The organism is Mucilaginibacter angelicae, assembly GCF_042434235.1.
Lineage (GTDB): Bacteria > Bacteroidota > Bacteroidia > Sphingobacteriales > Sphingobacteriaceae > Mucilaginibacter > Mucilaginibacter angelicae.
Window position 1 is genome coordinate 272,090 of the sequence record NZ_JBHLTS010000079.1, and the last position, 20,038, is coordinate 292,127.

At 44.3% G+C, this 20,038-nt stretch carries 17 protein-coding genes; 7 read left to right on the forward strand and 10 right to left on the reverse strand.

Features of this window, described 5'->3' with window-relative positions; genetic code table 11:
* Nucleotides 1-10: 10 nt before the first annotated feature.
* The 10 genes from ACFFGT_RS30940 to flxA all read right to left on the reverse strand — a co-directional run bounded on the left by ACFFGT_RS30940 (nt 11) and on the right by flxA (nt 8,300).
* Nucleotides 11-550, reverse strand: a complete 540-nt coding sequence (locus tag ACFFGT_RS30940; RefSeq protein ID WP_377026386.1) for a hypothetical protein — start codon at nt 548-550, stop codon at nt 11-13.
* 2 nt (nt 551-552) lie between these two features.
* On the reverse strand, nt 553-1,677 hold the full coding sequence (locus ACFFGT_RS30945) for a beta-ketoacyl synthase N-terminal-like domain-containing protein (protein ID WP_377026387.1): 1,125 nt from the start codon (nt 1,675-1,677) through the stop codon (nt 553-555).
* Nucleotides 1,678-1,687: 10 nt separating this feature from the next.
* The gene (locus ACFFGT_RS30950) at nt 1,688-2,113 is read right to left on the reverse strand and encodes an acyl-CoA thioesterase (RefSeq protein ID WP_377026388.1); all 426 of its coding nucleotides are present in this window, start codon (nt 2,111-2,113) and stop codon (nt 1,688-1,690) included.
* A 12-nt stretch (nt 2,114-2,125) separates the two neighbouring features.
* The gene (locus tag ACFFGT_RS30955; RefSeq protein WP_377026389.1) at nt 2,126-2,770 is read right to left on the reverse strand and encodes a hypothetical protein; all 645 of its coding nucleotides are present in this window, start codon (nt 2,768-2,770) and stop codon (nt 2,126-2,128) included.
* An 8-nt stretch (nt 2,771-2,778) separates the two neighbouring features.
* Nucleotides 2,779-3,201, reverse strand: coding sequence for a hotdog family protein (locus ACFFGT_RS30960; RefSeq protein ID WP_377026390.1), 423 nt, complete (start codon nt 3,199-3,201; stop codon nt 2,779-2,781).
* A gap of 3 nt (nt 3,202-3,204) precedes the next feature.
* The gene (locus tag ACFFGT_RS30965; RefSeq protein ID WP_377026391.1) at nt 3,205-4,083 is read right to left on the reverse strand and encodes a lysophospholipid acyltransferase family protein; all 879 of its coding nucleotides are present in this window, start codon (nt 4,081-4,083) and stop codon (nt 3,205-3,207) included.
* Nucleotides 4,083-4,340 (reverse strand): phosphopantetheine-binding protein, encoded by a 258-nt coding sequence (locus ACFFGT_RS30970; protein ID WP_121232894.1) that lies wholly within the window; start codon nt 4,338-4,340, stop codon nt 4,083-4,085. The genes ACFFGT_RS30965 and ACFFGT_RS30970 overlap by 1 nt, the downstream gene beginning before the upstream one ends.
* Before the next feature lie 10 nt (nt 4,341-4,350).
* Nucleotides 4,351-5,571: a beta-ketoacyl-[acyl-carrier-protein] synthase family protein gene (locus ACFFGT_RS30975; RefSeq protein ID WP_377026392.1), complete on the reverse strand. Its 1,221-nt coding sequence runs from the start codon at nt 5,569-5,571 to the stop codon at nt 4,351-4,353.
* 384 nt (nt 5,572-5,955) lie between these two features.
* The gene (gene flxB / locus ACFFGT_RS30980) at nt 5,956-6,684 is read right to left on the reverse strand and encodes a flexirubin biosynthesis SDR family reductase FlxB (RefSeq protein WP_377026393.1); all 729 of its coding nucleotides are present in this window, start codon (nt 6,682-6,684) and stop codon (nt 5,956-5,958) included.
* 32 nt (nt 6,685-6,716) lie between these two features.
* Nucleotides 6,717-8,300: a flexirubin biosynthesis tyrosine ammonia-lyase FlxA gene (flxA, locus tag ACFFGT_RS30985; RefSeq protein ID WP_377026394.1), complete on the reverse strand. Its 1,584-nt coding sequence runs from the start codon at nt 8,298-8,300 to the stop codon at nt 6,717-6,719.
* Nucleotides 8,301-8,753: 453 nt separating this feature from the next.
* Between flxA and ACFFGT_RS30990 the strand changes: the two genes are divergently transcribed.
* Genes ACFFGT_RS30990 through ACFFGT_RS31020 form a run of 7 tightly spaced genes read left to right on the forward strand, consistent with a single transcriptional unit; the run spans nt 8,754 to nt 19,945 of the window.
* Nucleotides 8,754-9,950, forward strand: a complete 1,197-nt coding sequence (locus ACFFGT_RS30990; RefSeq protein ID WP_377026395.1) for a DUF2062 domain-containing protein — start codon at nt 8,754-8,756, stop codon at nt 9,948-9,950.
* 3 nt (nt 9,951-9,953) lie between these two features.
* A complete protein-coding gene (locus tag ACFFGT_RS30995) occupies nt 9,954-13,808 on the forward strand; it encodes a 1-acyl-sn-glycerol-3-phosphate acyltransferase (RefSeq protein WP_377026396.1) in 3,855 nt (1,284 codons plus the stop codon).
* Nucleotides 13,809-15,323: a phytoene desaturase family protein gene (locus tag ACFFGT_RS31000; protein ID WP_377026397.1), complete on the forward strand. Its 1,515-nt coding sequence runs from the start codon at nt 13,809-13,811 to the stop codon at nt 15,321-15,323.
* Nucleotides 15,316-16,998 carry a C45 family autoproteolytic acyltransferase/hydrolase gene (locus ACFFGT_RS31005; protein WP_377026398.1) on the forward strand — a complete coding sequence of 561 codons (1,683 nt, stop codon included), beginning with the start codon at nt 15,316-15,318 and terminating at the stop codon, nt 16,996-16,998. The genes ACFFGT_RS31000 and ACFFGT_RS31005 overlap by 8 nt, the downstream gene beginning before the upstream one ends.
* Nucleotides 16,995-17,372 (forward strand): holo-ACP synthase, encoded by a 378-nt coding sequence (gene acpS / locus ACFFGT_RS31010; protein WP_377026399.1) that lies wholly within the window; start codon nt 16,995-16,997, stop codon nt 17,370-17,372. The genes ACFFGT_RS31005 and acpS overlap by 4 nt, the downstream gene beginning before the upstream one ends.
* Entirely contained in the window at nt 17,369-18,670 is a 1,302-nt protein-coding gene (gene flxY / locus ACFFGT_RS31015; RefSeq protein WP_377026400.1) for a flexirubin biosynthesis putative acyl-CoA ligase FlxY, read from the forward strand. The genes acpS and flxY overlap by 4 nt, the downstream gene beginning before the upstream one ends.
* 24 nt (nt 18,671-18,694) lie before the next feature.
* A complete protein-coding gene (locus tag ACFFGT_RS31020; RefSeq protein WP_377026401.1) occupies nt 18,695-19,945 on the forward strand; it encodes a cation:proton antiporter in 1,251 nt (416 codons plus the stop codon).
* The last annotated feature ends 93 nt before the right edge of the window (nt 19,946-20,038 follow it).

A 20,038-nucleotide genomic window follows, 5' to 3' on the forward strand; every position in this document is an offset into this window, starting at 1 on the left:
CGTGATTTAGTTAAATTGATTTGCGTTTTTTTATTACCTCGGCACATTCAAGGTTTAATTTCCGGTTAATATCTTTTGGGATTGGAAGGAGGATTGAATCGGGATATATTTTTTTCAACCTGCCGATCATGCAATCGCATAATTTTTCGCCAAAGCCAGGCCCCATACTTTGAAATATAGCAACATAATTATCTTTGAAGTCTTTTTCTAATATGGGAGTCCATCTTTCGTAATGAGAGATTAATTCCGTGATATTACCTTCGTTTCTTTCTTTTATGGCGTATTCCCTGCCCAACCTGTTATTTAAATTGTGCAAACTATCTTTTGATACAGAGTTTATCCCGTTGGGTATTTCCTCTTTATAGCGCTTAATCAAAAATGCAACATATTTAGCCCGCTTTATCGAATCAGGCGTCATTGATTTTGAAGTGGAATCGAGGTAATTATAAAAGCCCTGCTCATATTCTTTTGTCCATATGACGGGGTTGGGTTTCTGTTTGCAAGTCCATATCAATGAACAGAAAACAAATAATATCAGTGCTTTTTTCATTGTTATGATTTGGTTAAAATTATAGCGGCGTTGCATCCCCCAAAACCCGAAGCTATTTTGAGACAGATATTCAATGGTTTTGAGATCAGTTGACTACAAACATTTACCGGGTTGGTATCGCCTTGTTGTTTGAATCCTTTGGTTGGGATAACGAGATTTTGCTTTAATGATTGCGCCGATATAATAGCTTCTATTAATCCCGAGGCCCCTAATGTATGTCCATAAAACCCTTTCAGACTGTTTACAGGTGCTTCCCGAAGACCGGCCAATGTTATAGCTTTCGACTCCATATCATCATTGTAAATGGTAGCCGTGCCATGGGCTGATATAAAATCAATATCCCCGGCTTGCAAACCCGCGCCTTTCATGGCCTTGTCAATGGCAAAGTAAAGTTCTTCGCCGGTGCGTGAGGGGCCCGAAATGTGGTTGGCGTCATTACTGATAGCACCTGAAACTAATTCAATAGCCTCTCCGGTTGGTTTTTCTTCTGCTGATAAAATAACTGTAGCTGCGCCTTCGCCTAAATTAATGCCATCACGGCCCGCATCGAAAGGCCTGCATAAACCCGGACTAACAGCCTGGAAAGATTGAAATCCCGACAATATAAATTTTGAAATAACATCGGCCCCCGCAACAACTGCATGATCATACTGGCCGGATTGGATCAGCCGCATCCCGGTGATCATGGCCGCCAAACCTGAAATACAGGCATGGGAAATAACTATCGGTTCATTTACGAAGCCGAAGTGTTGGGTAATGAGTTTTGCAGAAGTATGCAAGGCTATGCGCTCATCCAATTCAGGGCTTGGTTGTTCAGTTTCCAACAGGCTGATATTCCCTTTGGTGGTGGATATAATAAGTACCGTTTTTTTATCAGATGGATTAACGCCGCTATCCTTTAAAGCACCTGTTATGGATGCGATGAGTAGCTGTTCAAACTTGGTGTAATCGGCATCTACAAACTCATCCTTTTCAAACAGTGACGCGAAGAAAGGTTCATCAGACATTGCCTCATTATCGTGTTGCTGCACGCCCGATACATTATTTACCAGCTGCTCAAAGTTTTGGGCAGTAGTATCGCCAAGCGGCGAGTAAATGTTATCAGCAATAAGGTATACGTTCTTCATGGGCAGCTGCTTAAATCAGTCCGTGTTTTTGTTTCCAATCCAGGAAAAAATCCGGGTTGGTGAGCTGCAGCTCAAAATTATCCCGGTGCACAAATACCTGTACGGTTGATCCTTTTACAATCAATTCGTCGGTTTGGGCATTGAGCAGGCGGTAAGCGAAATTGATCTTGGCCGATTCGGTTGGAGTATAAACAGTTTCGATGATCACCCGGTCCTCGTATCGCAAAAAGCGCTTGTAATCGCAGTTTACGTTAACAATGGGCACAACGTAGCCCGCGTTATATACATCCATATAACCCAGGCCATATTGTTTGCCGAAAGCCTCGCGGCCGTCCTCAAAATAGCGGATATAATTGCCATGCCAAACCACGCCCAGCATATCCACATCGCTGAATTTAACCTCTATCTCAATAGTATTTGTTAACGATTGCTGCAAAACACTGTTGGCTTAGTATTTTTTGAAAAGATCGAAATCGGAACCAAAATCGTCCAGGATTACAGGCCATGGGTGCGCCCAGTAATTTCTAAAACCAAATCCACGGCTATTGCCAGTGCGGAAAACGGTATATAAAACGGTTTTCTTATCCATATCAACAAAAGTTACCCAGGCACCGCCCTGCGCACGTCCTTTATCCATGCCTTCAACAATGAGCAACATACCGATGCCCTTGTTGCCTAAAAAATCATAGTTTTTTATTATGACATCAATATCTTTTTCTGTAAGTGTTTTAAAATGGCCCGGATCAGTATCGAAAAAGTTTTTGGTAATGGCGCTGTTCACTTTTTCGGTAACGTTCATTGCAAAATGGACTGTATCGCGGTGTACTGCCCTTGCCGGGTTATATTTTTTAGGTTCCTTTAAAAAGAAGTTTTCCCATAATGGAATGTATTTGCCAACAAACTCGGCATTGATTACTTCTTTTCTGTAAGCCTCTTCCGAGCCGATAAATTTCATCTGCGAAAAGTCCATACCTAACCAGGTAATAGGTGTTTTTTTATCAAAAATTTCGGCTTTGGTTTGGGCAGATGCAGGTTTTAAAAACAAGCCTGATAATGCTATCAGTAAACTCAGTTTAATTGCGGTTTTTTTCATGGTTGATATTATTGTGGTTGTATAAATATTTTCATTTCGCATTGGGCTATTGTTACGCCTTTGCAGGTTATTTTTCCTTTGATGATGGTTACATCAAAAATCTGGTTTTCAATTTTTACTTCGGTTTCTATCGTATCGCCAACTTTCGGTAAAGCATACACCTCCAGATTTTTTACAGCGCCGATAAAACCCGGCTGCATGGGTTTGCCCAATTGCCGGGCTATGTATCCCGCCCTTGCAGCAGCTGTTTGGGCAATGTTTTCAACCAGGCCGGCTTCAGTTAATACACCATCGCTTACCAAAACATTTTCGGCCTGTACCAGCAGGGTTGTATGTGTGGCCTCATCGTTTGATGATATTAGTGTATCAACCATTATAAAAGGCCACCTTTGCGGTATCAGCGTTAAAATATCCTGTGTTGGTAAGGTCATTGCTTATTGCCAAAAATTATAATAGTTATACCACTGTTCGGGGTATGTTTTTACCTTGTTTTCAAAGCTGCTAATAAAATCGCCTATCAGTTGCTGCATCCCTTCGCCTTTAGGCATGCCCGAATAATCTTTTACAGGGCTGGAAAAAAAGTGGTAATGCAGCGCACTTTCCTTAAGGGCATAAACAAAGGTTACCGGTACTTTAAACTTTTCGGCCATTACAAAAGGCCCTGCCGGGAATTTTGCATCCTCACCTAAAAACTCCCTTGTTATGGTTTTATTGCCTTCAATAAACCTGTCGGCATGCATGCAAACCAGTTCGTTATTTTGAAAAGCCGCGTTTATTTTAAATATGTGCGACAGATCGTTTTTGATCACAATGATGTTGATCTTCCTTTCGCCTGTTACCGAGTCCATGTACTGTTTAATCTGCTTATCCTCGCCATCAAACATCACAATATTAATGCGGGTGTTAATGTGGTCAAGAAGTTCGCCCGCTATTTCCCAGCTGCCAATGTGTGAGCTGAGCAACAATCCTCCCTGGTTCATGGCAGCTATCTGCCGCAGGTTTTCAATCCCATCGAAATTAAAAGTGAACTTATTGGGAATACCCGACATGATCACCACTTTATCAATAATGCTTTGCCCAAACAGGTAATAGTTGCGGTAAAGCTTCAGGATGGATCTTACTTTGCCAAACCCATGCCTTTTATGGAAATAATAGTAAGTGTCTTTGGATGTTTGCCATGAAAACAGGAAATAATACAGCGCCACAAACCTCAGCATAAAGTAGGCAGGCTTAACACCTCCAACCTTTAAAACACTAACAAAAATGCGGTAGCCAAGGGGATTTCCTTTTGATTTTCCCTGCCAGGCGGGCATTATGCAAGCTCTTTAGGTTGTACGCGTGATAGTACGTAATCGTAAAAATCCTGGAAGGTAACGATGCCGGTAAAATCCTCCGGCTTTACTTTGAAGGCGAAATTGCTTTCAATTACAACTACCAGGTCTATATAATCAAGGCTATCAAGGTCAAGCGTTTCTTTAAGGTTTGCAGTGGGTACCATTTTATCTGCATCTACCTCAAATTCTTCGGCCAGGAAGCTGTTAATTCTTTCAATGATCTCTTCAATTTGCATAATGGCTGGTTTAAATATATTTTTTAATAATCAGGGACGAGTTGGTGCCGCCAAACCCAAAAGAGTTTGACAGGAATACATCTATATTTTTTTCGACGGTTTCGGTAGCGATATTGAGCTTGGCCGAATCTTCATCGGGGTTTTCAAAATTAATGTTGGGTGCCACGAACGAATTTTGCATCATGAGCATGGAATACACAATTTCGCTTGCGCCTGCCATCCAGCACTCATGCCCGGTCATGGATTTGGTTGAGCTTACCAAAGGTTTACTACTGCCGAATACTTCATCAATAGCTTTAGCCTCGCTGGCATCGCCGGCGGGGGTGGAGGTAGCATGGGCATTGATATAATCAATTTCTGACGCCTGCATTCCCGCATCTTTCAGGGCCATGGTTAGTGAACGTACAGGGCCATCAACCGTTGGGTTGGAGATATGTGCCCCGTTTGATGAAAAACCATAACCTACAACCTCGCCTAAAATGGTAGCGCCCCTTTTTAATGCCGATTCCAAACTTTCCAGGATCACGGTAGCTGCGCCGCCGCTTGGAACCAGTCCGTCGCGGTCACGATCAAAGGGTTTGGATGCCTTTGCCGGATCAGCCTCTTTTACCGAAAAGGCCGAAAGCGCATCAAAGCTGCCCATAGAATAATGGCTCAACTCCTGCGCGCCGCCGCAAATGATACAATCCTGCAGACCGCTTTTAATGAGATGATAGCCCATGCCAATAGCATGCGAGCCACTGGCGCAAGCCGCGCTGATGGTAAAATTAACCCCGCGAAGCTTGAATATGGTAGCCAAATTCATGGTAACGGTGGAGTTCATGGTTTGGAAAACCGCACCGGAGCCAATAAGCATGGTATCTTTCTTTTCGCGGATGATATCGGTAGTTTCAATCACCGCTTTGGCTGTACTATCGTTACCGTATAAAATGCCAACATCGGTTTTGGCGATATAATCAGCATCGATACCGGCTTGCTGTAAAGCTTCGGAAGTGGCGATATAGGCATACTCGCCCTGCTCGGGTAGCATGATGCGGGCACGGCGGTCAAGTGTGCCTTTAAGGTTAGGTTTTTCCACAGCCCCGGTTAAGCCCGAGCGGTAGCCAAAATCCTTACGGATGGCATCATATATAATGCCCGACCTGCCGGCGTAAAGAGAATCTTTAACCTCGTCGAGATTTTTCCCAATACACGAATAGATACCCATCCCTGTTATCACAACCCTATTCATATTTGAGCAAAAACTGATAGTACATAGTCAATAAAATGCAATAAAAATACAAAAAAATAAAACTTATTAGGTTTTTGTATGTATAACGACCCTTTAATGTTTCAAATTTCGGCTATTAAAATACCTGTATGTTAATAGCTTATAATTAAGTTTATATTAAGAGTTAATTACCCTTGTGTTTGTTACTGTTATTTTATTTAAGCCTCCCTCTCGATTCCAAATCCAGAGATGCCGGAGGAGGTAAAAACAGGTCATTGTGAGGATGAACGACGAAGCAATCGCATATTCTACAGGGCGGATATGCTTCCGTGCGGTTGCCACGCTTTCGCTCGCAATGACATGGTTTTGTTTGTTTTTCCAAGACCCCTTAGCGGCATTATTTCTTTACGAATACAACCCGCCATTTATCGAAAGCACTTCAGCCGTAATGTAAGCCGCTTCCGGCGATGCCAAAAAGCCTACAGCGTGGGCCACTTCCTCAGGGGTGCCAAACCTTTTTAGCGGCACCAGTGCTTTCAGTTCTTTTTCATCAAGCCCGGCGGTCATATCGGTAGCGATAAAACCCGGGGCTACGGCATTTACGGTTATCCCTCGCCTGCCAACTTCCTGGGCCAATGCCTTGGTTGCACCAATAACCCCAGCCTTTGCTGCTGAATAGTTAACCTGCCCCGGCAAGCCTTTCAAACCTGAAAGCGAAACCACATTTACAATGCGTCCGTATTTTTTAACCAGCATGCTGTTAAGCACTAAACGGGTAACATAAAAAAAGCCGTTAAGGCTGGTGTTCAGCACGCCATCCCATTGTTGATCCGTCATCCACATCATCAGGCCATCGTCTTTTACGCCGGCATTGTTTATTAAAACTTCAATGTACTTTTCGGTATTGGTTTCTATCCAGCCGCCTAATTTTTGCTGGATATCGTTTTTATCAGCTACATCAAATTGCAACAGTTCGCCATCACCGCCATCGGTTTTGATCTGGGCGAGGGTGTTGTTGGCTTCATCGATGTTGCCTTTATAATTAATTAGTACATAATAACCCATAGCGGCCATTTTGTAGCAAATGGCCCTGCCAATTCCTCTTGAGCCGCCGGTTACTAATGCACATTTCATATGATGTTTTTGGTGTTAAAAGGTTTAATAATTCAGGAAATAAGTTCGGCCGTTTCAAAATAAGCTTTCACTTGTTGCAGGTCCTGGTATTTGGGTTTATCCTCAATAAATTTAGGGAAAATAGCCCTTAAGTCGGTATAAACTTTGTTGGTTTGGGTTGATAGCTTGTTGACGCAATCAAGATAGTCGACGGCCTGCAGGAGGGTCATAGCCTGGATAGCCAGCACCTCGAAACTATTGTCGATTACTTTTTTGGTTAACAATGCCGCGTTACAACCCATGCTTACAATGTCCTGGTTATCATTATTGTTCGGGATACTGTGTACGTACATCGGGTACGAAAGGGTTTGATTTTCGGCAACGGTTGAGGTGGCTGTAAACTGCATACCCTGCATCCCAAAGTTGAAACCGAGCACGCCAAGGTTCAAAAACGGCGGGAATTTTTGATTGAGCTTGTCATTCAGCAAATAATTCAGCTGCCTTTCTGATAACATGGACAGTCGGGTAATAGCTATCTTCAGTTTATCCATCTCAAGCGAAACATAATCGCCATGAAAATTACCGCCATGAAAGATATTATGGTTTTCATGATCGATAACCGGGTTATCATTCACGGAATTGAGCTCGTCAACAACCACCTGTTCGACTTGGGCAATAGTATCATAAATAGGTCCGAGGATCTGCGTTACACAACGGAGTGAATAGTATTCCTGTACCTTATCCTCAAATACTTCCTGGTCCAGGTTTTCGGGGTTATATAAATGTTCAGATCGGCTCCGAATCATTTGGCTGTCCTTCAGGATTTCGCGAAGCTGCGCGGCAATGGCATTTTGTCCTTTATGCTGTTTTACCTTGTTAAGCTCAAATGAGTAATGATCGTCAAAAGCTTCAACAACCTCGTTGATCATGGCCGAAAGCATGACCGACCAACCCAGCAGCTTTTTAGCGCGGATGATATTCAGCAATCCGATCCCCGTCATGGCCGAAGTACCGTTGATAATGGCTAAACCCTCGCGGATATGGATTTGTAGCGGTTTGATATTCAGCTGCTCAAAAACAGCAGCAGTTGGCTGTACTTCACCGTTGTAGATCACTTCGCCTTCGCCAATTAAAACGAGGGCAAGGTGGGCTAACTGTACCAGGTCGCCGCTGGCGCCTACGCCGCCATGTTCAAATATGCAGGGGCTAACATTTTTGTTAATGAGTTCGGCAAGGAGGTTTGCCAGTTCGGGATGTACACCCGAATAGGCCTGCATAAAGCTGTTTAGGCGGGCAAGCATCAATGCCTTTACCAGCTGGGGCTGCATTAAATTACCCCCACCCGATGCATGGCTGCGGATGAGATTGTACTGTAGTTGCAGGCGATTTTCATCGCTCACCTTGTACTGCGCCATAGGGCCGAAGCCGGTATTGATACCGTAGATTAATTTATTGGACGAAAAGCCACCAAGAAAATTAAAATTGGTTTGCACCTTTTGCAGCGCCTGCTCATCAGGAGCAACCGCGCTGTTTTTAAAGATTACCTGGTAAAAATCATCCAGCGAAAGGGTTTTTCCTCCAACCTGTAGTATGGGCACAGCAGTTTTATTTAATAAGGTTTGATTATTCTTTTCCACAAAATCAGGGCGAAAATAAGGTAAATGTTCGGATTTAGAAACGGGTATTAAACGGTTTGTGAGCGGTCTGTATTGCACGTATAGGTATCGTCAACAAATATGTCATTGCGAGCGCAGCGCGGCAATCGCACGGAAGCATGGCCGCCCTGTATAGCATGCGATTGCCACGTCGCCCCGATGCGCCACTCTTGCCAGCTCCTCGCAATGACATGATTTATAGCCTCCTCTGGCGCAAGTCTTGTGTGCACCCCCCTTTGGCGCAAGTCTTGTGTGCAGGATAGTGCGAGGCAGACTTGTGACTCGGCAGATTCTGTTTTATTTGATTATATCAGGTGCAAAAATTTAACGTTTAATTTATTCTGAAACAATAACTTTGTAAAGCGATAAACGTAAACCCTAAAACCCCCTTAATAAAAACCTGGACTGAAGCCGGTACGTGCGATTGAATGATATATGACGGATAACTTACAACTTATACAGGCAAAGTTTAAACAATTACAGGTATGCGTTATTATACCCACGTATAATAACCAGGGCACGCTGGCCGCTATCATTACCGATGTGTTGGCTTATACCGACCAGGTTATTGTAGTTAACGATGGCTCAACCGACGATACGCCGGCCATTATTCAATCATTCCCACAAATACAATCGGTGAGTTATACTCAAAATGTTGGTAAGGGCTGGGCTTTGCGCAAGGCTTTTGATTACGCTAACGAGCTGGGTTACCAATACGCCATCACCATCGACTCGGACGGGCAGCACTTTGCAAGCGACCTGCCAGCTTTTATCGAAAGGCTGGAAAAGGAGCCGGGTTCGCTAATCATTGGTTCTCGTAATATGGAGCAATCGTCCGTGCCGGGTAAAAGCAGTTTCGGGCATAAGTTTTCCAATTTTTGGTTTTGGGTAGAAACCAGCATTAAGTGTCCCGATACGCAATCGGGCTACCGGTTATATCCCATTCATCTGCTCAAAAGCACCAAATTCGTCACCCGTAAATACGAGTTTGAAATAGAGGTAATTGTACGTGCTGCGTGGAAGGATATTAAGATAGATTGGGTTCCTGTTACCGTTTATTATGCACCAAAGGAAACAAGGATCTCTCATTTTCGCCCTTTTCAGGATTTTTCGCGCATCAGTGTGCTGAATACCATATTGGTGATCATCACCTTTGCTTACATCAAACCCCGCGATTTTTTCCGCACGCTTTTTGATAAAAAAAAAGCCCGGCAAATGATCAAAAACCTGTTCTTTAACCCCGACCATTCACCGCAGCTTAAAGCAGCTTCGGTAGCATTCGGGGTTTTTATGGGGATTGTGCCCATCTGGGGTTTCCAGCTTTTGGTGGCCATTTCGCTTGCTATTATACTCCGGCTCAATAAAGCCATTGTGATTACGGCCGCGCATATTAGTATCCCGCCCATGATTCCCGTTATCGTTTTTCTGAGCTACAAAACCGGCAGTGTTTGGATGGGCAGCAGAAATGTGGATATCCCTTTAGATAAAATTTCGCTTAAATCAATTGGCGAGCATTTGGAACAATATCTTTACGGCAGCGTTTCGCTGGCAATTTTTGCAGGTATTATAGCGGGATTGCTCACTTTTGCGTTATTGAAGCTGTTTAAGCGGAGGCCTGTTCCCGCGTTGTAATTCATGGAAAAAATCCTGGTAGGCATCTATAATTATTTCAATGCCCGCAAGCCGCTGTTTTATGCCGTGTTTGCGCTGAGCTTTGTGCTTGTTGGTTTTTTTGCCTCGCGGATCAGGTTTGAAGAGGATATTTCCAAAGTGCTCCCGAAGGATAAAAAGATCGAAAAACTCAATTACATTTTTCAAAACTCCAGGTTTGTTGATAAGCTGGTGGTGATGGTATCGCTTAAAGATTCCACACAGCAGGAGCCGGATAGCCTGATCAATTTTGCCGATAATTTTACCGAAACCATTCAGCAAAAACTCCCAGCGTACATCGGCAAGGTAAATGCTAAGGTTGATGACGGCCTGGTGATGGAGTTGTTTGGTACCATCAATAAAAGCCTGCCCATTTATCTGAACGAGCATGATTACCTGGATATTGATACCCTCATCCGTCCGGATAAGGTAAAGGAAACCCTTGCCCGCGATTTGCGCACGCTTACTTCGCCCGCCGGACTTGCCTTAAAAGGGATGATCAGCAGTGATCCGGTTGGTATCTCATACCTCGGCCTCAAAAAACTGCAGCAGCTGCAATACGACGAAAACTTTGAACTGTACGACAGCTATGTGATGACTAAAGATCACAAAAACCTGCTGCTGTTCATCACACCAAAATACTCGCCCAATAATACCGGCCAAAACGCGGTGCTGCTTAAAGGACTGGACAATACCATCGATAGTCTGCAGAGTAAAAACTTCAAAACCATCAGTTGCAGGTACTTTGGCACAACGGCCGTTTCGGTAGGGAACGCGCTCCAGTTACGGCGCGATTCGATGTTTACGCAGGGCATCACCGTGATTTTCCTGATCGTTTTCCTGGGATTTTATTTTAAAAAGAAACGGGCTCCGGTGGTGATTTTGGTGCCGGTGTTGTTTGGTGCGCTGTTTTCGCTGGCGGTGATTTATTTTGTAAAGGGGAATATTTCGGTTATTGCCTTAGGTACCGGTTCTGTAGTGTTGGGCATCGCGGTTAATTACTCGCTGCATGTATTTAATCATTACCGTCATACTCGTAGCATTGAACAGGTGATCCGCGATCTGGCTATGCCGCTTACTGTGGGCAGCTTTACAACCATCGGCGGTTTCTTCTGCCTGGAGTTTGTAGAGTCAGAAATGCTGAAGGATCTTGGGCTGTTTGCCGCTTTTAGTTTAATAGGCGCTTCGTTTTGCTCGCTGGTTTTCCTGCCGCATTTCATCGCCTCCCAAAAAGAGCAGGACGAGCACATTGCCAAACTATCCTGGATTGATAAAATAGCGGCCTACAACCCCGAGTATAATAAGTTCATTATTTCGGCCATTGTTGTGCTGACCATTGTGTTTAGCTATACCGCCCGCAGCGTGAGCTTTGAAACGGATATGAGCCGCATGAACTTCATGACCGATAAGCTCAAGGCATCCGAGGCTAAACTGAACGCCATTAACAAATACGCCCTGCAATCGGTTTATCTTTTAGCCGAAGGCAAAACCCTTGATGAAGCCCTCCGTACCAACGAAAAGTTATCGGCACAGATAGAATTGCTGAAACAGCAAAACATCGTAAAAAAATATTCGGGTGTATCATCGCTCATTATATCTGACTCCTTACAAAAAGCCCGCATAGCCCGCTGGAACAGTTATTGGACACCCGCTAAGAAGCAGGAATTAATGGCTGTACTTATCAAAGAAGGAACTGCCCTGGGTTTTAAACCTGCAGCGTTTGATCACCTCCACGATCTCATTAATAAAGATTTTAAAGTGGTTGGGCAGGATGAAATGGCAGGCGTCCGCAAAAGCCTGCTTGATGATTATATTACCGAGCGACCGGGTCGTGCCGGGGTGATCACGCTGGTAAAAATATCGCCGCAGGATAAAAACAAGATCTACAACCTGTTTGAAAATACGCCCAACGTAACCGTTGTTGATAAGCAATACCTTACCAACCGATTTGTTGGCATTATCAATAATGATTTTACCAGTATCGCCATCATGTCGTCATTACTGGTGTTTACGGTACTGCTGCTTACTTACGGGCGTATTGAGCTTACGCTGGTTTCCTTTATTCCGATGTTTATATCCTGGATCTGGATCCTGGGATTGATGGGCCTGCTGGGCATCCAGTTCAATATCGTGAACATCATTATCTCGGCACTGATATTTGGTTTGGGCGATGACTATAGCCTGTTTATTATGGATGGCCTGCTGCAGGAATATAAAACCGGCAAAAAGAATTTATCATCATACAAATCATCCATCTTTCTATCGGCCATTACAACCGTTGTAGGCTTGGGCGTGCTCATCTTTGCCAAACATCCGGCTTTAAGGTCGATAGCCTTGATCTCCATTATTGGTATTGTTTGCGTGGTGGTGATGGCGCAGATCCTGATCCCGTTCCTGTTCAATATCCTCATTAAAAACAGGGTACAAAAACAACGTTTCCCCTGGACTTTGAGCGGCTTTATAATCTCGGTTTTTGCGTTCACTTATTTTGTAAGTGGCTGCCTGTTGTCGTCCCTTATCGGTTTGCTGCTGATCAAGCTTAATCCCTTTAAAGGCGAAAGAAGCAAATATATTTATCATTCTATTCTTGCGCGGTTTTGCTGGTCGATGATGTATATCATGCCTAACCTGACCAAGCGGGTAATAGATAAAGATAAGTTTGATAAGCCTGCTGTGGTGATTAGTAACCACCAGTCGTTTTTGGATATTTTGGTGCTGATCATGCAGCACCCTAAACTGATCCTGTTTACCAATAACTGGGTATGGAATTCGCCGGTGTTTGGCGCGGTGGTGCGGATGGCAGGATATTTCCCTGTGGCAGAAGGTGTGGAACAAAACATTGATGAACTGGCTGAGAAAATGAAACAAGGCTATTCCATGGTGATCTTTCCCGAAGGCAGCCGTTCGCCCGATGGTAAAATGAAACGCTTTCACAAAGGTGCATTCTTTTTAGCCGAGCAACTGGAGATGGATATCCTGCCCATTATGTTACACGGTACCAACTACAACATGACCAAAGGAGATTTCCTGTTGAAAAACGGAACTATCACCATAAAATACCTGCCGCGCATTACAGCGGACGATACTACATTCGGTACCGGTTATGCGGAGCGTACAAAAAATATCAGCCGGTATTTTAAAGAAGAATACCAAAAGCTAAGTGCCGAAATTGAACAGCCCACCTACTTTAAAGAGCAGCTGTTTTACAACTACCTATATAAAGGCCCGGTGCTGGAATGGTACATGCGCATTAAAGTAAGGCTTGAGAAAAATTACCTGGTATTTCATGAGCTGCTGCCTAAACGAGGCAAAATGCTCGACTTCGGCTGCGGTTATGGTTTTATGCCTTACATGCTGCATTTTGCAGCGCCGGGGCGTGAGTTTACCGGGGTTGATTATGATGAGGAAAAAATAGAAGTAGCTAATAATTGCTTCAGCAAAACAGAGCGTATCAATTTTGTTTATGCCGATGCCCTTGCTTTTGAAATGCAGCAGTATGATGCTATTATCATGGCCGATGTGCTGCATTATTTACAACCCGATGAGCAAAAGCAACTGATAGAAAAAAGTATTTCCCAACTAAACCCTAACGGTCAGCTCATCGTCAGAGATGGAAATAAGGATATGCAGGAAAGGCATAAGGGAACTGAGCTTACCGAAACGTTTTCCACCAAGCTGCTCGGTTTTAATAAAACGGGGGCAAATGGTCTCTCTTTTCTTTCGGGGCAAATGCTGAGGGATATAGCAGCTGTGCATAAGCTTTCGGTCACCGAAATTGACCATACGAAGTACACCTCAAATATTATTTTTGTGATCAAAAAGGAAGGACAAGCACTTTAAATGGACGATAGGTTTGATGTACTGATCATTGGCAGTGGCATGGGCGGCCTGGTTTGTGCCGATATGCTTGGCCGCGAAGGCTACCGGGTTTGTGTTGTTGAAAAAAACAAACAGCTTGGCGGCTCGCTGCAAACCTATGTGCGCGATAAAGTGATCTTTGACTCGGGCGTACATTACCTTGGCGGGTTGGATGAGGGGCAGAACCTGTACCAGATTTTTAAGTATATCGATATCATCGGCAAGCTTAAACTGCAAAAGCAAAACCCCGATGCCTTTGATAAGATCATGATAGATAATGACCCGGTGGAGTATCCGCAGGCTCAGGGATATGAAAATTTCATCAAACAACTGCTGGTTTATTTTCCGGATGAAGAGCCTGCTTTACGCGCTTATTGTGCCAAGCTGAAGGAGGTTTGCGATAAATTTCCGCTGTATAACCTGCGCTCATCGGATGATTTTTATGAAAAGGCAGATGTACTGGAGGTGGATACCGAAGCTTATCTGGCATCCATCACCAATAATAAAAAACTGCAGCAGGTACTGGCTGGCAATAACTCCTTATATGCGGGGCAGGCCGATAAAACGCCGCTGTATGTGCATGCGCTGATCCTCAACAGTTATATTGAAAGCTCCTGGAAATGTGTTGACGGCGGCTCGCAAATTGCCAAACTGATAGCCCGCAATATCCGCGACAAGGGAGGCGTTATCATCCGTAATAAAGCCGTGAAAAAACTGGTGGAGCAGGATGGTAAAATAGCTTATGTTGAACTACAGCATGGCGAAAAGCTGTATGCCGATCATTTTATTTCCAATATTCACCCGGTAAAAACATTGGAGATGACGGATTCGTCCGTGATTAAAAACGTGTACCGTAACCGCTTAAAAAGCCTGGAAAATTCGGTATCGTCGTTTACCATTAATATTGTATTTAAAAAAGATTCGTTCAAATACTTCAGCCATAATGTATACAGCTTTAAGGATGGGCAGGTATGGCACATGGCCGATTATACACAGCAAAACTGGCCGCTGGGTTATGCCGTGTTCATGACGCCATCGTCAAAAAATACGGAATATGCTGATGGCATGACCATCCTGGCCTATATGCGCTACGAAGAGGTAAGGCCATGGGAAGATACGTTCAATACGGTAAGTGACGAGGCTTACCGTGGCGAAACCTATGAGCAATTTAAAAAGCGTAAAGCGGAAGTTTTACTTGATGACGTGGAGCTGAAATTCCCAGGTTTGCGGCAGCAGATCTATTCATACTATACAGCCACACCACTTTCATATCGCGATTATATCGGCAATGATGACGGTTCGCTTTACGGCATAGCCAAGGACTATAAGCATCCGCTTAAAACCTTTATATCGCCGCGCACTAAATTGCCTAATTTGTACTTCACGGGCCAAAACCTTAATTTACATGGCATTTTAGGTGCTGCCATGAGCGGGATAGTAACCTGTTGCGCCTTACTGGGCAATGATGAATTGATAGATAAAATAAGAAATGCGTAACAGGAAATTCAGCTGGAAAAAGTTTAGAAAAAGATTACTGTACACAGGTCTTGTTTTTGTAGGATTGCTGCTGATCGGCTTTATTTACCTGTATTGCGTAGCTATCGATTATCCCCCCAAACCTACTGATCTGAGCAGTTTGCAATTGCAGCGTAAAGAGCTTTCACCGGGTTTTTATACCATCAATAATAACTGGTTCAGGAAAAGCAAAAGTGGTTTGTTTGAGATGTATGTGGAGGGCAAGCCTTTTGAACGCGGGGTGATAAACGGTAAGCTGAGCAAGGAGCTGGTGGTTAACCAGGAGGTTTATTTTACCGATCAGATCAACAAGATCATCCCATCAAAATCTTACCTATCATTTCTGAAATACTTCATAGCATGGTTTAACCGTGATCTGGCTAAAAATGTAAGCGAAGAATATAAAGAGGAGATCTATGGCATCTCTAAATCAGCTTCGGATAAATACCAGTTTATAGGCTCCAATTATCAGCGTATATTGAATTACCACGCCGCGCATGATATCGGTCACGCTTTACAGAGCATGGCGCTGGTGGGCTGCACCTCGTTCGGTACCTGGAACGACCGTTCGGCCGATGGAACCATGATCGTGGGGCGCAACTTTGATTTTTATGTGGGCGATAATTTTGCCCGCGATAAAATGGTAGCTTTTTTCAATCCATCGGAGGGGCATAAATTTATGACCATAACCTGGGGCGGCTTTGTAGGCGCGGTATCAGGAATGAATGAAAAAGGCCTGAGCGTTACCATCAATGCCGATAAAACCAATATTCCATCCGGTTCGGCTACGCCGGTATCCTTAGTGGCCCGCGAAATTTTGCAGTATGCCGAAAATATTAACCAGGCTATCGCGATAGCCAAAAAGCGTAAAATGTTTGTGTCCGAATCTTTTTTGGTGGCCTCGGCCGAGGATAACAAGGCCGTAGTGATTGAAAAAACGCCTGATACGTTAGATGTGTACGATCCGCACCAGAACTTTATTGTTTGCGCCAATCATTTTCAAAGCAAGGGACTGGCTCACTCTAAAGAAAACATGGTGCAGCTCAGCAACAGCGCGTCCCCTTACCGCTACCAGCGTTTAATGGAACTGCTGAATGCCGAAGGAAAAAACACCGTACAAAAAACGGTGGATATTCTACGTGACCGCCAGGGCCTGCACGGCGAAGATATTGGCATGGGCAACGAAAAAGCCCTTAACCAGTTGATAGCCCACCACTCGGTGGTGTTTGAGCCGCAAAAGCTGTTGGTTTGGGTATCTACCTCACCATGGCAACTGGGCGGGTTTGTGGCTTACGATCTAAAAAAGATTTTTGCCATGAAAGGTATGCAATCCGACCATGAAATTATTGATACAGAGCTGACCATTAAACCGGATACGTTTTTAAACACCAAAGCCTATCATGATTTCATAACTTTCCGCTCGCTAAAGCAAAAAGCATATGATGGCGGAGAGATCAACTCCGACAGTTTGGTAGCCAGCAACCCGCAGTTTTACCACGCCTATGTTATTGCCGGAGATTACTCGTTTAAACATAGCGATTATAAAAAAGCCCTCGGGTATTATAAAATGGCTTTGACCAAGGTGGTAGCTACCGTAAACGAAGAAAACTATATCAAAAAGCAGGTTGAAAAATGCACTAAAAAATTAAGCTCATGACAGTTTCAGGTGTTGGTATCGATATGATAGAGGTTGAGCGTATACAAAGCAGCATTGCCAAAGAACAAGGCTTTCGTGAGCTGGTTTTTTCGGCAAAGGAAATTGCTTATTGCGAGAGCAAAGCCAATAAATACCAGCATTATGCCGCTCGCTTTGCGGCCAAAGAGGCTTTTTTTAAGGCACTGGGTACCGGCTGGCTAAAGGATACCGCCTTTAACGAAATAGAGGTTACTAATGATGAAAGCGGTAAACCCGTTTTAGAGCCAATTGGTGAAAGCGCAGTGGTGATTAATCGCAACGGCCTGCTAAAAATTTCCGTATCATTAACCCATCTTAAAACAATGGCATCTGCCGTGGTAATTATTGAAAAGTGATAACAGATTTACCTAAACCACTCGCTAAGCAACCCAAACAGGATGTTGTAAAATTCCAGGAGCAAAAACTGCAGGAACTGCTGGCGTATCTCAGTCAAAATTCGCCTTTTTATAAAGACCTGTTTGTTACACATCATATCGATATTAACAAGATCAAAACCCTTGATGACCTGCGGCTGATCCCCACAACCACTAAAGAAGACCTGCAAAAACGAAATGATGATTTTTTATGCGTGACCAGGGGGAAGATCATTGAATACAGTTCAACCTCGGGCACCTTAGGCAGCCCCGTAACCATCGCCCTTACCGAGGGTGATTTGGAACGGCTTGCCTATAACGAATACAATTCCTTTACCTGTGCCGATGGTTCAGCAGCTGACCTGTACCAGCTGATGCTTACGCTCGACAGGCAGTTTATGGCCGGTATGGCCTATTATTCGGGGATCCGGAAAATTGGCGCCGGTATTATCCGTTTGGGCCCTGGCGTGCCATCGCTGCAATGGGAAACCATTTTGCGATTGAAACCTACGGCTATTGTCGCCGTGCCATCTTTTATTTTAAAGCTGATTCAGTTTGCGCAGGAGCACCATATCGATATCAATGCATCGTCGGTTAAAAAGGCGGTTTGCATTGGCGAGAATATCCGCAATACCGATTTCAGCCTGAATATCCTTGGCCAAAAAATCACCGAAGCCTGGAATATCAAACTCTATTCAACCTATGCTTCAACCGAAATGCAAACTGCTTTTACCGAATGCGGCGAGGGCAGGGGAGGCCATCACCAGCCCGAGCTATTGATTGTTGAGATTTTGGATGAACATAACAATCCGGTTGCTCCCGGCGAATCGGGTGAGGTTACCATTACCACGATTGGGGTTGAGGGGATGCCGCTGCTGCGATATAAAACGGGTGATATCTGCCATTATTTTGATGAGCCATGTGCCTGCGGGCGTACCAGTATCAGGCTGTCATCCATAGTAGGCCGTAAAAAGCAGATGATCAAATTTAAAGGCACCACGCTTTACCCGCCAGCATTGTTCGATCTGCTGAATGGGATGGGAGAGATCCGCGATTTTGTGGCCGAAGTGTACTCTAACGAGATAGGCATGGACGAAGTGCTGCTGCACCTGCTGCCCGTTAACTATACGGATGAATGCGACCGTAAGATCCGCGCTAATTTGCAGGCCCGCTTACGGGTAAGCCCGCATATCACCTATCTTAAAGCCGATGAAATGCAGAAATTACAATTCCCTGAGGCAGTACGTAAGCCGGTTAAATTTATCGACAGGCGAAAGTAAGCCATTATATGTTAAATTTGCGGTATGCATAATGCCGATATCCTTGGCCGGCTAACACAGCAGTTAGCGCTGCCGTTTAGTAACCCGGTGCTTATCTTCTCGCTGATATTGCTGATCATTTTACTTGCGCCTATCATTATGGGCAAGTTTAAAATTCCCGGCATAGTAGGTTTTATTGTGGCAGGGATAGCGGTTGGTCCGCATGGGTTAAACCTGCTGGCTAAGAACTCGGCAGTTGAGCTGTTCTCTACCATCGGGTTGTTGTATATCATGTTCATTGCAGGCATCGAGCTTGATTTGAATGAGTTTAAGCAGAAAAAACATAAAAGCCTTGTATTTGGGCTTTTTACCTTCTGTATCCCTATTCTTATCGGTTTCCCCATTTGTTATTATGTACTGGGCTATTCGTTAATTACATCGGCGCTTACGGCAAGCATGTTTGCCACGCATACACTGGTGGCTTATCCTATTGTGAGTAAATACGGCATCTCAAAAAACGAAGCCGTGGCTATAAGCGTAGGCGGGACTATACTTACAGATACAGCTGTACTGATATTGTTGCCTGTAATTATGGGCGCTAAGGATGGCGGGCTGGGCTTTAGCTTTTGGCTGCAGCTGGTTATTTCCCTTTCTATTTTCGCGTTTATTATGTTTGTGTTGATCCCGCCTTTGGCAACCTGGTTCTTTAACCGGTATCGCGACAGCAAAACATTACCTTATGTATTTGTTCTTTTCATTGTATTTCTGTCGGCCTTTCTTTCACAGCTGGCCGGGGTTGAGCCCATTATCGGGGCGTTTGTGGCGGGGCTGGCGCTGAATAAGGCTGTACAGCAATCTCCGGCTTTAATGAGCAGGATAGAGTTTGTGGGCAATGCCATATTTATCCCCTTCTTTTTGATCAGCGTAGGCATGTTAGTTGATCTGCGTGTACTGGGCCGCGGGCCGCAGGCTGCCATTGTAGCGGCAAGCTTAACCCTTGGTGCTTTGTTAGGGAAATGGCTGGCGGCATTATCTACCCAAAAAATATTCAAATATTCGTCTACGCAGCGCACGCTTATATTCGGGCTAAGCAGCGCACATGCCGCGGCTACACTGGCTATTATTTTGGTGGGGTACAAGGCGCAAATTATTGATGATAATATTTTGAACGGTACTATTATCCTGATATTAGTTACCTGCGTGGTGGCCTCATTTGCCACTGAGCGGGCGGGTAAAAAGCTGGTTGCGCCTGTTGAAGAAATTGAGCCAATGTTTGCAGATGAAAAAAATAAATGATTTTCTTTTGTTGTAGAGACGCATAATTGCGTCCCCGGATTTACATTACGGATTTGCATGTTTGACTTTCATGCAGGAGACGCAATTATGCGT

What these genes read in the sequence shown, in the direction of transcription:
- ACFFGT_RS30955 (WP_377026389.1), bottom strand. Translation starts at nt 2,770, where the DNA reads ATGAAAAAAACCGCAATTAAACTGAGTTTACTGATAGCATTATCAGGC.
- ACFFGT_RS30970 (WP_121232894.1), bottom strand. Translation starts at nt 4,340, where the DNA reads ATGCAAATTGAAGAGATCATTGAAAGAATTAACAGCTTCCTGGCCGAA.
- acpS (WP_377026399.1), top strand. Translation starts at nt 16,995, where the DNA reads ATGACAGTTTCAGGTGTTGGTATCGATATGATAGAGGTTGAGCGTATA.
- ACFFGT_RS30995 (WP_377026396.1), top strand. Translation starts at nt 9,954, where the DNA reads ATGGAAAAAATCCTGGTAGGCATCTATAATTATTTCAATGCCCGCAAG.
- ACFFGT_RS30990 (WP_377026395.1), top strand. Translation starts at nt 8,754, where the DNA reads ATGACGGATAACTTACAACTTATACAGGCAAAGTTTAAACAATTACAG.
- ACFFGT_RS30945 (WP_377026387.1), bottom strand. Translation starts at nt 1,677, where the DNA reads ATGAAGAACGTATACCTTATTGCTGATAACATTTACTCGCCGCTTGGC.
- ACFFGT_RS31005 (WP_377026398.1), top strand. Translation starts at nt 15,316, where the DNA reads ATGCGTAACAGGAAATTCAGCTGGAAAAAGTTTAGAAAAAGATTACTG.
- ACFFGT_RS31000 (WP_377026397.1), top strand. Translation starts at nt 13,809, where the DNA reads ATGGACGATAGGTTTGATGTACTGATCATTGGCAGTGGCATGGGCGGC.
- ACFFGT_RS30965 (WP_377026391.1), bottom strand. Translation starts at nt 4,083, where the DNA reads ATGCCCGCCTGGCAGGGAAAATCAAAAGGAAATCCCCTTGGCTACCGC.
- ACFFGT_RS30940 (WP_377026386.1), bottom strand. Translation starts at nt 550, where the DNA reads ATGAAAAAAGCACTGATATTATTTGTTTTCTGTTCATTGATATGGACT.
- ACFFGT_RS31020 (WP_377026401.1), top strand. Translation starts at nt 18,695, where the DNA reads ATGCATAATGCCGATATCCTTGGCCGGCTAACACAGCAGTTAGCGCTG.
- ACFFGT_RS30960 (WP_377026390.1), bottom strand. Translation starts at nt 3,201, where the DNA reads ATGACCTTACCAACACAGGATATTTTAACGCTGATACCGCAAAGGTGG.
- flxB (WP_377026393.1), bottom strand. Translation starts at nt 6,684, where the DNA reads ATGAAATGTGCATTAGTAACCGGCGGCTCAAGAGGAATTGGCAGGGCC.
- ACFFGT_RS30975 (WP_377026392.1), bottom strand. Translation starts at nt 5,571, where the DNA reads ATGAATAGGGTTGTGATAACAGGGATGGGTATCTATTCGTGTATTGGG.